This is a genomic window from Streptomyces sp. NPDC087215, assembly GCF_044744885.1.
Taxonomy (GTDB): domain Bacteria; phylum Actinomycetota; class Actinomycetes; order Streptomycetales; family Streptomycetaceae; genus Streptomyces.
Genome location: NZ_JBIUZD010000009.1, coordinates 176,818 through 189,937 on the forward strand (window position 1 = coordinate 176,818; position 13,120 = coordinate 189,937).

Genomic DNA, 13,120 nt, shown 5'->3' on the forward strand with positions numbered 1-13,120 from the left:
CGGGCGGGGGGGGGGGGGGGGGGGGGGGGGGGGGGGGGGGGGGGGGGGGGGGGGGGGCGCGCCCCGGGGGGGGGGGGCCCCCCGGGGGGGGGGGGGGGGCCCCCCCCCCGGCCGGGAGCCGCGCCGGAGCGGACTACTTCTCGGTGACTCCCGCCGAGTCGAACGTGGCCACCTCGTGCATCGCGCGGGCCGCGCTCTGCACCAGCGGGAGGGCGAGCAGCGCGCCCGTACCCTCGCCGAGGCGCAGGTCCAGGTCGACCAGGGGGCGCAGGCCCAGCTTGTTGAGCGCGGCCACGTGGCCCGGCTCGGCGCTGCGGTGCCCGGCGATGCAGGCGGCGAGGGACTCGGGGGCGACGGCCCGCGCGACGAGCGCCGCCGCACCGGTGGACACGCCGTCGAGGATGACCGGGGTACGGAGCGAGGCCCCGCCCAGGATCAGGCCGACGAGGGCCGCGTGCTCCAGGCCGCCGACCGCCGCGAGGACGCCGATCGGGTCCTCCGGGTCCGGCTTGTGCAGGTCGAGGGCGCGCCGGACGACGTCCACCTTGCGGGCGTGCGTGTCGTCGTTGATGCCGGTGCCCCGGCCGGTGACCTCGGCCGGGTCCACACCGGTGTAGACCGAGATGAGGGCGGCGGACGCGGTGGTGTTCGCGATGCCCATCTCACCGGTCAGGAGTGCCTTGTTGCCCGCGGCGACCAGGTCGCGGGCGGTCTCGATGCCGACCTCGATCGCGGCGAGCACCTCCTCGCGGGTCATGGCCGTGCCGATGGTGAAGTCGGCGGTGCCCGGCCGGACCTTGCGGGGCAGGAGGCCCGGGGTGGCGGGCAGTTCGGAGGCGACGCCCACGTCGATGACACAGACCTCGGCGCCCACCTGGTGGGCGAAGGCGTTGCAGACCGCTCCCCCGCCGAGGAAGTTGGCGACCATCTGGCCGGTGACCTCCTGCGGCCAGGGGGTCACGCCCTGGGCGTGCACCCCGTGGTCACCGGCGAAGATCGCGACGGCGGCGGGCTCCGGGATCGGCGGGGGGCAGACCCGGGAGAGCCCGGAGAGCTGGGCGGAGATGATCTCCAGCATCCCGAGCGCACCGGCCGGCTTGGTCATCCGCTTCTGGCGCTCCCAGGCCTCGCCGAGCGCCTTGGCGTCCAGCGGGCGGATGTCGGCGACGGTCTCCTGGAGCAGGTCGTGCGGCTCCTCGCCGGGCAGGGCCCGGCGGCCGTACGTCTCCTCGTGGACGACCCAGGCCAGCGGGCGGCGCTTGGACCAGCCCGCCTGCATCAGTTCGGGCTCCTCCGGGAACTCGTCGACGTAGCCGACGCAGAGGTACGCGACCACTTCGAGGTGCTCGGGGAGACCGAGGGCGCGGACCATCTCGCGCTCGTCGAAGAAGCTGACCCAGCCGACGCCGAGGCCCTCGGCGCGGGCGGCGAGCCAGAGGTTCTCGACGGCGAGCGCCGAGGAGTACGGGGCCATCTGCGGCTGGGTGTAGCGGCCGAGGGTGTGACGGCCGCCCCGCGTGGGGTCGGCGGTCACCACGATGTTGACCGGGGTGTCGAGGATGGCCTCGATCTTCAGTTCCTTGAACTGCTTCGCCCGCGCCTTGGGCAGCGACTCGGCGTAGGCCTCGCGCTGGCGGACGGCCAGTTCGTGCATCGTCTGCCGGGTCTCGGCGGAGCGGATGACGACGAAGTCCCAGGGCTGGGAGTGGCCGACGCTGGGGGCCGTGTGGGCGGCTTCCAGGACCCGGAGGAGGACCTCGTGCGGGATCGGGTCGGAGCGGAAGCCGTTGCGGATGTCACGGCGCTCGCGCATGACCCGGAGCACCGCCTCGCGCTCGGCGTCGTCGTAGCCGGGGGCGGGGGTGGACTCGGCCACGGGACCGGTCACGACCTCCGTGACGGCGTCCGGGGCGGCCTCGGGGCTCACGGGAGCCTCGGCGGCCTCGGGGATCTCCGTGGGCTCGGGGATCTCCGCAGTCTCGACAGTCTCCGCGGTCTCCGCGACGACGGCCTCGGGTGCCTCGGGAGACTCCGGGGTCTCGGCGGCCTCTTCGGCCTCGGGAGCCGCTTCCGTCACAGAAAGTGCTTCGGCCTCGGCGGCCTCACCGGTCGCGGGAATCTCTTCGGACTCGGAGGGCTCGGGGTTCGCCGCGCCCTCGGGCGCTTCGACGGCATCCGGGGTCTCCGGAGCCTCCGCGGTCTCCTGGACCTCCGCGGTCCCGGCGCTTCCCGTGTCCTCGGTGGGTACGGCGGTGGCCTCGGCGACCGGTACGGGCTCCGTCACGGGCTGCGGCAGGACGTCGGCGGGGGCCGTCTCCTCCCGTACGGGCGGGAGGTCCTCGGCGACGGCTTCCACCGGGGTCCCGGCGGGGACCGGCTCGGAGACCACGAGGGCTTCCGTCGGCTCGGCCGCCGGACTCGGCGACTCCACCGGGCCCTCGGGAGCGGGCGCGGCCACCGCCTCGGCCGCGGGCGTCCCGGCCGTCGCCGCCTCGGGCACGGGCTCCGGCTCCGGCGCGGTCTCCGGGGTCTGCTCCTGCTCCGCCGCTACGGCCTCCGGGACCTCGGCGACGGGCTCGCCCTCGCGCGGGGCGGGGACGAGGACCTCAGGGATGAGGGCCTCGGCGGCCTCGACCGGGGTGGCCGCCACGGGCTCGGCGGGCGCCTCCTGACCGGCGGCGGCCGGAGCCTCGGGGGCGGGGAGGGTCTCGGCGACGGGCTCGACGGCGCCCTCGGCGACCGGGGCCACAGCGGCCTCGGCGACGGGCTCCGGAGCCGGGGTCTCACCGGCGGCGGGCGCCGGGTGCGGGGCGAGGTGCGGGGCGGTCGGGACCGTGCCCTCGACCTGGACGAACCCCGGGGCCGGAACGACCGTTTCTGCTTCCACGGGGAACGGGCCGGCCACCGGCACCTGCGGCTGCGCGGTCCACGGCTCGGCGCCCTGCGGCGCGAGCTGCTGGTCCTGCGGGACGTCGAGGTACTCGGGGCCGGTGGTCGGCGGGCCCGGGGTGCGCACCGGCACCGGGGCGGGGCCGGTGGCCACCACCGGTTCGGGCGCGGCGGCCGGGACGGGCTGCGGGGCGGGCGCGGCAGCCGGGCCCCGGTCGGCGAGGGAGAGCACGACGCCACCGGACTCGGGGACGGGCGGGCCCATGTGGAGCGGACGGCGGGCGGCGGCCGGGGCGGGCGGGGGCACGTGGACGCCGCCGAGGTCGACGGAGCCGGTGTCGTGGCCCGCGGTCTCGTGGGCGCCGGTGTCGAGGATGCCCGGCTCGTAGCCGTGGTCGGTGACGGTCTGCTCCCGGGCGACGGGCACGCCGTGCGCGGGGGTGCCCGCGAACTGCTGGGCCGGGACGCCGTGCGCGGGAGTGCCGAACCGCTCGGCCGGGGTGCCGTGCGCGGGGGTGCCCACGGCAGGGGCGACCGGCACGCCCTGGGGCGGGGTCTGCTGCTGAGGGGCGGTGAGCACGTCGCCGAGGGCGACGGCGTCCAGCGGGGCCGTCAGCGGGTCGATGGGCGGGGCCTGCGCCTCCGGGTGCGGCAGGCCCTGGTGGGGAGCCGTCTGGTTCGGGAGCGACAGCGGGGGCGGCACGGCGACGGGGGGCGCGGGCACGACGCCGGGCGGGTGCTCGCTCCAGGCGCCCTGGGCGCCCGGCATCAGCAGTACGTCGTCGTCCTCTGCGGGGTGCTCGGAGGGGTCCAGGAAGGCGTACGCGCCCGGTGCGGGGATGCCCGGCTGCTCGACCATGCCTGCGTTCTCCGGCAGTCCCTCGCCCGGGACCTGGCCGGTGTCCGTCATGCGTACCCCTCGCCCATCGCTTGTGTTCCTTCAGACCCGCGCCCGTCGACAAGAACGAGCACGCGTGCCGCGCGGCACGAAAGGACGCGCGGACACCCATACATTGTCGCGGCCCCCGGCCCCGGAGGCAGGGAGATTCGCCACGGTGCGCTGTGGACTGCGCCACGTCGCACGGTCCCCCCGGGTGGCGTACCACGTCACTGGCGTGAACCAGCCATCCATTCAGGACATTGACGAACGAATCACCGAACGTCCGGACGCGGTACAACAATCCGCCAGCCTACCCCGCCGCACGGAGCTCCCTCGTCAGGGGGAGCGCTCGATCCTGCGTCCGGACAGCAGGAACACGACACAACGCTCCCGTTCCGACCAGTCGCCGGGATCGAGTCCGACGGTCTGGAGGAGGAGGCTCTCGACCGCGTAGCCGCCGTCGGAGAGGGCGGCGCCGATCGCCTCGGCCTCGTCCCGGGTGGAGGCGTGGGCGACGATGCGCTCCGGCCGCCGGTCCGTACAGGCGCTGACGACGGGGACCCCGCCCGCCGCGATCCGTACGACATCGGGTTCGGGCAGGTTCTCCAGGACGTGCGGGGCGCGGCCCGGGACGGTCTGGAGGGGTACGCCGTGGCCACGGGCGGCCCGTTCGGTGCGGGCGCAGGCGGCCGGGTCGGCGTCCACGGCGATGACGGCGGCGCCGAAGCGGGCCGCCTCGACGGCGAAGGCGCCGCCCGCGCAGCCGATGTCCCAGACGAGGTCCCCGGGGCGGGGGCCGAGCCGGGCGAGCTGGGCGGCGCGCAGGGAGGGGTCCTCGCCGGTGCCGGGCCGGGGCGCGCCGGGCTCGGCGGGACCGTACTCCCCCGCGGGCAGGCCCCAGCCCCGTACCGGGCGGGCGGCGGGGTCCTGGCCGGACAGCCAGGGGGCGGCGGGGGTGGTGCCGGTGGCTCCGCCGCCGATGACGAGGACGACGTTGGGGTCGCGCCAGGCGTGGTCGGCGGCCTTGTCGGAGGTGAGGACGGACACGCGTTCCTGCGCGGTGCCGAGTTGTTCGCAGACGACGAAGGTGCGGTGGACGCCGTCGAGGAGGAGGGCGAGTTCGGCGGGTCCCGCGCCGGGCGAGGTGAGGACGGCGACCTTGGGGTGGGCGCGGCAGACGTTGACCGCGCGGCGCAGGGTGCGCTGGTGGGCGACGACGGTCCGGGCGTCCTCCCAGGGCATTCCGGCGCGGGCGAAGGCGGCGGCCACGGCGGACACCGCCGGGACGACCTCGACCTCCAGGCCGTGCTCGGGGGCGCGCAGGGTGCGGACGACGCCGAAGAAACCGGGGTCCCCGTCGGCGAGGACGACGGCGGTGCCGCGGTGGCCCGCGATGCGGCGGGCGGCGAGGTCGACGCTGCCGAGGCGGACGCGTTCGGCGGCGGGCGGTACCTCGGGCAGCGCCAGGTGGTGCGCCGCGCCCGCTACGAGGGTGGCGGCCGACAGCGCGGACCTGGCCGCCGCGGTGAGGGGCGAACCGTCCCAGCCGATCACCGTGACGCGGTCGGCCATCGTCGTCTGTCTCCTGAGGTCGGTCTGAGGTCGTCGCAGGTCGGAAGCGTGCCGAGCGTACCCCGCGCCGGGCGCCGGGGCTCAGCTCCAGTCGGTGGAGGAGGAGTATCCGGCCTCGGCCATCTGGTCGGCGACCCCGTCGAGGTCCTCGGGGAGGAGACCCCAGACGATGAAGTCGGTGCGCAGTTCGGTCCAGCCGCCGTCCTCGGTGCGGGCCCGGGCTATACAGGCGTCGCGCAGGACGCCCTCGCTGATGCAGCCGATCTTCTGGGCGACCTGCTGGGAGGCGGTGTTGTCGGCCGCCGTGCGCAGTTCCAGGCGCTGGAACCCCTGGGCGCCGAAGAGCCACTGGGCGGTGGCGAGGGCGGCCTCGGAGGCGTATCCCTCACCGCGCGCCCAGGGGGCGACGATGTAGGAGAGTTCGGTGGAGCGGACCCGCCAGTCGGTCCCGGCCAGCCGGACGACGCCGACCAGGCGCTGGGTGAGGAACTCGGTGACGGCGAGGTCGATGCCCCGGCCGGAGGCCCGTTCGGCGGGCGCCTGCTCGGCGATCCAGGCGCGGGCGGTGGCCTCGGTGAAGGGCTGCGGCACCGGGATCCAGGCGACGACGAGCTCGTCGTTCATCATCTCGGTGAGGGCGGGGACGTCCGCCTCTTCGAGCGCGCGCAGCACCAGCCGGTCCGTGTTGATGGAGATGTCCGGAAAGGTGGTAGTCATGCGCAACTCCATGCCGAGGACCGTCCGAATCGAGCGTGAACGCACAGCATGCAGTATGCGGACGCCGCCGCGCATGGCCGGGTGGGGTGTCGGACGGGGGCACGGCGAAGGCCCCGCGCACCGGACGGGATGCGGGGGCCTTCGGCACAAGGGCGGTACGGGGGAACCGGTCTGACGGCCCCTCGGGTTCCGCTTCGCTGTTTCCTACTTGGCGGCACCGAAGGCCGGGATGACCGAGCCCTTGTAGGTGTCCTCGATGAACTTCTTCACCTCGGGCGAGTTGAGGAGCTCCGCGAGCTTCTGCACGCGCGCGTCCTTCTCGTTGCCCTCCTTGACGGCAAGGAAGTTGGCGTACGGGTTGCCCTCGGACTTCTCCAGGGCGAGGGAGTCCTTCGCGGGCTCCAGCTTGGCCTCGATGGCGTAGTTGCCGTTGATGACGGCGGCGTCGACCTCGTTCAGGGCGCGGGGCACGGTGGCGGCCTCCAGCTCCTTGAACTCCAGGCCCTTCTTGTCGGTGATGTCGGAGAGCTTGGCGTTGGTGCCGACGCCCGGCTTGACGGTGATCAGGCCGTTCTCGGCGAGCAGCTGGAGGGCGCGGCCGCCGTTGGTGGTGTCGTTGGGGACGGCGATGGTCTGGCCCGCCTTGATGTCCTTCAGCGACGTGAGCTTCTTGGAGTAGAGGCCCAGCGGCTCCAGGTGGACGTCGACCACCGGGACGATGTGGGTGCCGTTCTTCTTGTTGAAGTCGTCGAGGTACGGCTTGTGCTGGAAGAAGTTGGCGTCGACCTGGCCGGACTCGGTGGCGGTGTTCGGCAGGACGTAGTCCGTGAACTCCTTCACCTCCAGCTTCAGACCGGCCTTCTCGGCCAGGTTGTCCTTGACGAACTTCAGGATGTCGGCGTGCGGCGTCGGGGACGCGGCGACGACGAGCGGCTTGTCGGACCCGGCTCCCTTGGCGGACGCCGGGTCCGAGGAGGTGCCGCAGGCGGTGAGGCCGAGGGCGAGGGCGGCGGTGGTGGCGATGCCTGCGGTGAGCTTGATGTTCTTGCGCACGAAGAGTGCCTCTTTCCGGTGGAGCGGTGGAGCCTGGACAACAAGTCCGGGCCTGTTCTTCGAAGGAAGAAGTCTGAGGGGGCCGGGGGCCTCAGGCGGTACGGCCCCGGCGGGCGAGGAGCCGTACGACCCCGTCGCCGATGAGCTGGACGATGGTCACGATGACGACCAGGACGACCACGGTGACCAGCATGAACGTGGTGTCGAAGCGCTGGTAGCCGTAGGTGACGGCCTTGGAGCCGAGGCCCTCGCCGCCGACCGCGCCGGCCATCGCGGAGTAGCCGATGAGCACGATGACCGTGGTGGTGACGGCGGAGACCAGCGAGGGCAGGGACTGCGGGAGCAGCACCTTGCGGACGATGGTGGGGATGCCGCCGCCCATGGACTGGACGGCTTCGACGAGCCCGTGGTCGACCTCGCGGACGGCCGTCTCGACGAGCCGGGCGAAGAAGGGGATGGCGCCGATGGCGAGGGGCACGATCATCGCGGTCGGGCCGATGAAGGTGCCCACGACGAGGGTGGTGAAGGGGATCAGGGCGATCAGCAGGATGATGAAGGGGAGCGAACGCCCCACGTTCACGATCGCACCGACGACCTTGTTCACCGGCAGGTTCTGCAGCAGTCCGCCCTTGTCCGTGAGGACGAGGAGGATGCCGAGCGGGAGGCCGCCGAGGACGGTGACCACGGTGGCCCACAGGACCATGTAGAGCGTGTCGACGGTGCCCTGCTCCAGCAGGGGCTGCATCTCGGACCAGGTCACTTCGCACCTTCCTTCACCAGTACGTGCGCCGGGGCGGGCACGGTGGCCGGAGCGTCCGGCTCCTCGACGAGTTCGACCTGGAGGCCCTGCTCGCGCAGGAACCCGACCGGGACGACGTTGTCCTCGTACCGTCCGGGCAGTTCGATCCGCATCCGGCCGATCTGGCGGTCGCCGACGGTGTCCATCGCCGCCCCGAGGATCGAGATGTCGATGTTGTACGTGCGGGACAGCTGGGAGATGACCGGCTGGGTCGCGGCCTCGCCGTGGAAGGTGACGTCGACGACCGTGCGGTCGGCGCCGGTGTGGCCGCCGCTGACCGGGAAGAGTTCGGCCGCCAGCTGGGAGCCGGGGGTGGCGAGCAGTCCGCTCACGGTGCCGGACTCGACGACCCGTCCGTGCCGCATCAGCGCGGCGGAGTCGCAGATCGTCTTCACGACGTCCATCTCGTGCGTGATGAGCAGGACGGTGAGGCCGAGCTGCTGGTTGAGGTCGCGGACCAGCTGGAGGATGGAGCGGGTGGTCTCCGGGTCGAGGGCGCTGGTGGCCTCGTCGGAGAGCAGGACCTTGGGCCTGCCCGCGAGGGCGCGGGCGATGCCGACGCGCTGCTTCTGGCCGCCGGAGAGCTGGCCGGGGTAGGACCTGGCCTTGTCGGCGAGTCCCACCAGGTCGAGGAGTTCGAGGGCCCGCCGGGAGCGCTCGGCACCGGAGACGCCGAGGATCTCCAGGGGGAGCTCGATGTTGTCCTTCACCGTGCGGGAGGACAGCAGGTTGAAGTGCTGGAAGACCATGCCGATGCCGCTGCGCGCCCTGCGCAGGTCCTTGCCCGCGCGGCGGCCCCTCCCCGCGAGGGCGGTCAGGTCGACGCCGTCGACGGTCACCGTGCCGGAGGTGGGGCGCTCCAGGAGGTTGACGCAGCGGATGAGCGAGGACTTGCCGGCGCCGCTCTGGCCGATCACGCCGAAGACCTCGCCCTCACGGACGTGCAGGTCGACACCGTCCAGAGCGGTGACCTGGCGGCCGCGCGACTCGTAGACCTTGGTCAGGCCCGAAGTGGTGATCACAGGAATTTCCGTCACTGTCGAGTGCGCGACGCGGAGTCCGTCACGCACGGGGCATTCGTCAATTCGGACAGTCGGGCGCACGGAGGCCGCCCCGGCGTGGGCCGGGAGTCGGCGGGGTGCGCGGGACGGGCACGGTTCCACTGCCGGATGGCGGGCGGAACGGCACGGCCGTCGGTCTCGCTTCGGGGCGCGAAACTCAGGCGGGGGCCCTCAGAAGGAGCGCATTCGACACATACAACGAGCACCGGGCGTCGTGATCGCCTCGGTCGCAAGGGTGCGGCTGCTCGTCGTGGTCATAGCTGAAGTAAACCATGCGCAGGTGCGAACGAAAGAGGGGTGTCCGGATACCGGACAAGCGTGAGATGCCCGGCGGTCGGTACGGAACCCTCCGCTCCGCCCCGTTTTCCCCGTGTGGCCTGCGGGAACGGGGCTCCTGGACCACCCCCGCCCGGGGAGTACGGAGGAGGGGCGCGGACCCCGGCTGTGGCCAAGGCCACCTCGGCGCCCGTCCACGCCTCTCCCTGCCCGTCCGTCCCCGCGGGCCCCTCGGTTCCCCTCCGTCGTGCGCCGACGCGCCCCGCCGGGTGGTCCGCGACGCGGACGGAGCGGTGGGGGCCGAGCGCATCGGGCCTTTCGGACCGTAATACCCTCGGGCGCATGCTTGACGCCCTGACGGTCGCGGTCTCCGTGGCCGCGCTCGCCCTCGCCGCCTGGTGCGGCTTCGCCGCCCTCCGGGACCAGCCGACCAAGGACTGGCACTTCATCGGCATGGCCGTGGTGACCTTCCTCGTCGTGGTCCAGCTGATCGTCGGGATCGTGCAGCTGGCGCGCGGCGAGAAGGCGGAGGAGGGGGCGACGATCTTCGTCGCCTATCTGCTGGGGGCACTGTGCGCGGTGCCCATCGCCGGTTTCATGTCGCTCGCGGAGCGGAGCCGGTGGGGTTCGGCCACGGTGGCCGCCGGTGCGGTCGTCCTGGCCGTGCTCGAAGTGCGTCTCTACGACATCTGGACGGTGGGCTGACCATGACCGGGACGCGGGAGCGGGATCAGTACACGGCGGGTACGAGGAACCGGCTCGTCACGGGCCCCGGCATCCTCCTCGTATGGCTGTACGGCGTGATGTCGGTCGGCGCGGTCTCGCGCTCGATCTACCAGATCGCCACCGAGTTCGACCGTGCGCCGCTCGCGTACGGCCTGTCGGCGGTGGCCGCCGTGGTCTACGCCTTCATCACCTACACGCTGGTGCGCGGCGGGGAGAAGGCCCGCAGGGCGGCGCTGGTGTGCTGCGCCGCCGAGCTCGCGGGCGTGCTGGTGGTCGGGACGTGGACGCTGGTCGAGCCGTCCGCCTTCCCGGACGCCACGGTCTGGTCGGACTACGGCTACGGCTACCTCTTCATCCCGGTGCTGCTGCCGCTGACCGGCATGTGGTGGCTGCGGAGGTCGCGCGGCACGGAGTCCTGAGGCCCCGGCGGCCCGGCCCGGACACCTGGCCGGGCCGGACGCGGGAGTCCGGGGCTCGGGGTCAGGCCGCCGCCTTCTCCAGGGTCACCAGGGTCACCCGGGGGCCGACCTCGTGGACGCCGACCTGCGCGTATCCCCGGCTGCGGTAGAGACGCAGGTTGCCCTCGCTGCGGTGGCCGGTGAAGAGCCGGAAGCGCTTGGCGGACGGGGCGGGCAACTGTTCGACACCGCCCGCGAAGTGGCCCTCGATGGCGTCGAGGAGCCTGCCGCCGAGGCCGTGCCGCCGCATCCGGGGGTGGACGATGAGCTTGGCGATCCGTACCGTGCCGTCCTCGTCGAGGCGGGCCCGTACGGAGGCGACGACCTCGTCGCCGAGCCGGGCCACGAGCCCGTGCCCCTCGTCGAGTTCGGCGCTCAGGGCGTCGAGCGACTGGGTGAGCGGCTCGATGGACCAGTCCCCGTACAGCTCCGCCTCGCTCTGGTAGCAGAGGTACTGCAGCTTCAGGATGTGCTCCGCGTCCCGCGCGGCCGCAGCTGAGATGGTCACGCTCAGGCCCATGTGTGCACGCCTCCCGCTCTGGTCGATCATCGGTTTACCGCACACTTCCCCGTCGAGCGGGAGCGGGAACCTCTGCCGCCAGCATTCTGCGCAGGCATCCCAGGCATCGGGAACGCATCGGTCCCAGACTGCCCTGTGAGATACCCAACTCTCCTGCGATTTCCCGGTAGGTGTGGTCCTCCGGGTCGAGCATCGCGGTCAGCACCCGGGGACAGCGGCCGGGCGTCCGGGTGACGGCGGCGCGCAGGGTGCGGCGGCCCTCGGCGGCCATCAGGGAGTGCTCGGGAGAGCCGTGGGGTGCGGCGCCGTCGGCCCGGTGGACGGGCTCCTCGCGGTACGGGGTCTCGCGGTGACTGGTCCTGCGGGCGCGGCGGGCCTCCGCCCGGACGGCCCTGCGGAGCCATTCGGCGGGGCGCTCGGGGGCGGCGCCGGTCTCCTGGAGCCGCTCCAGGAGACGGAGCCAGACGGCCTGTTCGAGGTCGCCCGGATCGACCCCCGCGGCGGGTGCCTCGGCGTCCGACTCTGCGGCGAGCAGGGGCGCGAGGGCGGCGAGGAGGCCGGGGGCGTCGGCGGGGACCGGTCCGGGTCCGGGTGCGGCTTCGGGTGCGGCTTCGGGTGCGGATTCCGCTTCCGCTTCCGCTTCCGCCTCACGAGTCGGAGCGGGAGCGGTGGTCTGGGGGGTGGTCATGAGGGGCACGATGCCGGGGCACGCGCGCGTGGTTGCGGTCCGTGGCGCAAACCACCCGGGCGGGGGGTGTGCGGGCCGGTCCGTCCGCCCGTGCACCCCCCTCCGCTCCCCCGGGCGGCTCCCGGGGCGGACGGGCCGCCGGGCTCAGCGCCGGGTGGTGAGGTCCGCCGCGGCGAGCAGGGCCGTGTCGGGGTTGTCGGCGAAGATGCCGTCGATGCCGGTCTCCAGATACCGCTTCAGGGAGCCGAACGCGTCCCCGTACGCCGTCGGGTCCGTGCCCCGGCGGAAGTCCGCGGGCAGGAAGGCGTTCTCGTTGCGGTGGGTGTACGGGTGGAGGACCAGGCCCGCCGCGTGGGCGTCCCGCACCAGGGTCGTCGGCTCGCCGAGCCGTCCGCCCGCGTCCTTGGGGATCACCAGGTCCAGGGTGGGGCCGATGCCCTTGGCGTACGAGGCGATCTGGCGCAGGCCCCCGGGGGTGACGAGGTCGGCGACCGTACGGGGGTCCCCGCTCACGACGAAGTCCCAGGGGCGGGTGCCGGGTCCGGAGAGCAGGACGACGCCGGGCGCGTCGACGAGCTTCGAGAGCCGCTGGACGCTGCTGGGCTCGAAGGACTGCAGGAAGACCGGGGAGTTCGCGCGGTGGCGTCCGTACCGGCGGAGCAGTCTGGCGAGCCGCTCCTCAAGACCGAGGCCGAGGGCGCGGAAGTAGCTGGGGTGCTTGGTCTCGACGTGCAGCCAGACCTCGCGGCCCCGGCGGCGGCCCTCCTCGTCGGCCCAGCGCAGGACCTCCTCGAAGGTGGGGACGGTCCATCGGCCGTCGTACAGGGTGTTCTCCTGACGGATGGCCGGAATCCGCTCCTTGGCGCGCAGGGTCCTGAGTTCGGCGAGCGTGAAGTCCTCGGTGAACCAGCCGGTGAGGGAGACCCCGTCGACGCTCTTGGTGGCCTTCCGGGAGGCGAACTCGGGGTGGTCGGCGACATCGGTGGTGCCGGTGATGTCGTTCTCGTGCCGGCAGACCAGGTGTCCGTCCTTGGTGGGGACGAGGTCCTGTTCGATGACGTGGGCGCCGAGGTCCAGGGCCAGCTGGTAGGAGCCGAGGGTGTGTTCGGGCCGGTGGCCGCTGGCGCCCCGGTGGGCGATGACGGTGGGGACGGGGAGCGAGCGGTAGCCGCCCCGCCCGTGCGTCCGGGCCGCCGGGGCCGGGGCGTCGGCCGCCGACGCCGGGCCCGCACCGGCCGTGAGGGCCGTGGAGGCGCCGAGGACCGTGGCGCCCGCCGCTCCGAGAACCGTCCGCCGTGCCGGGGTCCGGCCTTCGCCCTGGGTCATGAGGTGTCCTCCTGTGTGATGCCCGCGCCTGTCGGCGGGTTCCCCCGACGCTAGGCATCCGGGCCCTACGGACGGCAGACCCCGGCGGAACATGGCGGAAACACACGTCAACACCGCGTATCCACTCGGTGAACCCGATGTGCGTACGGACCGGA

11 protein-coding genes are annotated in these 13,120 nt (G+C 73.5%); 2 read left to right on the top strand and 9 right to left on the bottom strand.

The window, feature by feature from the left end:
• Positions 1-133 precede the first annotated feature (133 nt).
• The 6 genes from cobT to ACIO92_RS23115 form a co-directional block, all read right to left on the bottom strand.
• A complete protein-coding gene (gene cobT, locus ACIO92_RS23090) occupies positions 134-3,799 on the bottom strand; it encodes a nicotinate-nucleotide--dimethylbenzimidazole phosphoribosyltransferase (RefSeq protein WP_402282417.1) in 3,666 nt (1,221 codons plus the stop codon).
• A 306-nt stretch (positions 3,800-4,105) separates the two neighbouring features.
• Positions 4,106-5,341 carry a precorrin-6y C5,15-methyltransferase (decarboxylating) subunit CbiE gene (gene cbiE, locus ACIO92_RS23095; RefSeq protein ID WP_401237755.1) on the bottom strand — a complete coding sequence of 412 codons (1,236 nt, stop codon included), beginning with the start codon at positions 5,339-5,341 and terminating at the stop codon, positions 4,106-4,108.
• Positions 5,342-5,422: 81 nt separating this feature from the next.
• Positions 5,423-6,058: a GNAT family N-acetyltransferase gene (locus ACIO92_RS23100; protein ID WP_366442436.1), complete on the bottom strand. Its 636-nt coding sequence runs from the start codon at positions 6,056-6,058 to the stop codon at positions 5,423-5,425.
• A gap of 204 nt (positions 6,059-6,262) precedes the next feature.
• Positions 6,263-7,111, bottom strand: a complete 849-nt coding sequence (locus tag ACIO92_RS23105) for a MetQ/NlpA family ABC transporter substrate-binding protein (RefSeq protein WP_366442435.1) — start codon at positions 7,109-7,111, stop codon at positions 6,263-6,265.
• Between the two features lie 91 nt (positions 7,112-7,202).
• Positions 7,203-7,871: a methionine ABC transporter permease gene (locus ACIO92_RS23110; protein WP_366442434.1), complete on the bottom strand. Its 669-nt coding sequence runs from the start codon at positions 7,869-7,871 to the stop codon at positions 7,203-7,205.
• Entirely contained in the window at positions 7,868-8,932 is a 1,065-nt protein-coding gene (locus ACIO92_RS23115; RefSeq protein ID WP_366442433.1) for an ATP-binding cassette domain-containing protein, read from the bottom strand. The genes ACIO92_RS23110 and ACIO92_RS23115 overlap by 4 nt, the downstream gene beginning before the upstream one ends.
• Before the next feature lie 657 nt (positions 8,933-9,589).
• Between ACIO92_RS23115 and ACIO92_RS23120 the strand changes: the two genes are divergently transcribed.
• Entirely contained in the window at positions 9,590-9,952 is a 363-nt protein-coding gene (locus ACIO92_RS23120) for a hypothetical protein (protein ID WP_401237752.1), read from the top strand.
• 2 nt (positions 9,953-9,954) lie between these two features.
• Complete coding sequence (locus ACIO92_RS23125) at positions 9,955-10,392, top strand: hypothetical protein (RefSeq protein ID WP_402282421.1); 438 nt, start codon at positions 9,955-9,957, stop codon at positions 10,390-10,392.
• 61 nt (positions 10,393-10,453) lie between these two features.
• On the opposite strand, the gene ACIO92_RS23130 is transcribed toward ACIO92_RS23125, so the two are convergent.
• The 3 genes from ACIO92_RS23130 to ACIO92_RS23140 form a co-directional block, all read right to left on the bottom strand.
• Complete coding sequence (locus ACIO92_RS23130) at positions 10,454-10,951, bottom strand: GNAT family N-acetyltransferase (RefSeq protein WP_366442430.1); 498 nt, start codon at positions 10,949-10,951, stop codon at positions 10,454-10,456.
• A gap of 34 nt (positions 10,952-10,985) precedes the next feature.
• The gene (locus ACIO92_RS23135; protein ID WP_402282423.1) at positions 10,986-11,639 is read right to left on the bottom strand and encodes an RNA polymerase sigma factor; all 654 of its coding nucleotides are present in this window, start codon (positions 11,637-11,639) and stop codon (positions 10,986-10,988) included.
• Between the two features lie 144 nt (positions 11,640-11,783).
• The gene (locus ACIO92_RS23140; RefSeq protein WP_366442428.1) at positions 11,784-12,965 is read right to left on the bottom strand and encodes a glycerophosphodiester phosphodiesterase; all 1,182 of its coding nucleotides are present in this window, start codon (positions 12,963-12,965) and stop codon (positions 11,784-11,786) included.
• Positions 12,966-13,120 lie beyond the last annotated feature (155 nt).

Coding starts and splice junctions, on each gene's coding strand:
- ACIO92_RS23135 (WP_402282423.1), bottom strand. CDS start 11,639: ATGACCACCCCCCAGACCACCGCTCCCGCTCCGACTCGTGAGGCGGAA.
- cbiE (WP_401237755.1), bottom strand. CDS start 5,341: ATGGCCGACCGCGTCACGGTGATCGGCTGGGACGGTTCGCCCCTCACC.
- ACIO92_RS23100 (WP_366442436.1), bottom strand. CDS start 6,058: ATGACTACCACCTTTCCGGACATCTCCATCAACACGGACCGGCTGGTG.
- ACIO92_RS23130 (WP_366442430.1), bottom strand. CDS start 10,951: ATGGGCCTGAGCGTGACCATCTCAGCTGCGGCCGCGCGGGACGCGGAG.
- cobT (WP_402282417.1), bottom strand. CDS start 3,799: ATGACGGACACCGGCCAGGTCCCGGGCGAGGGACTGCCGGAGAACGCA.
- ACIO92_RS23140 (WP_366442428.1), bottom strand. CDS start 12,965: ATGACCCAGGGCGAAGGCCGGACCCCGGCACGGCGGACGGTTCTCGGA.
- ACIO92_RS23120 (WP_401237752.1), top strand. CDS start 9,590: ATGCTTGACGCCCTGACGGTCGCGGTCTCCGTGGCCGCGCTCGCCCTC.
- ACIO92_RS23125 (WP_402282421.1), top strand. CDS start 9,955: ATGACCGGGACGCGGGAGCGGGATCAGTACACGGCGGGTACGAGGAAC.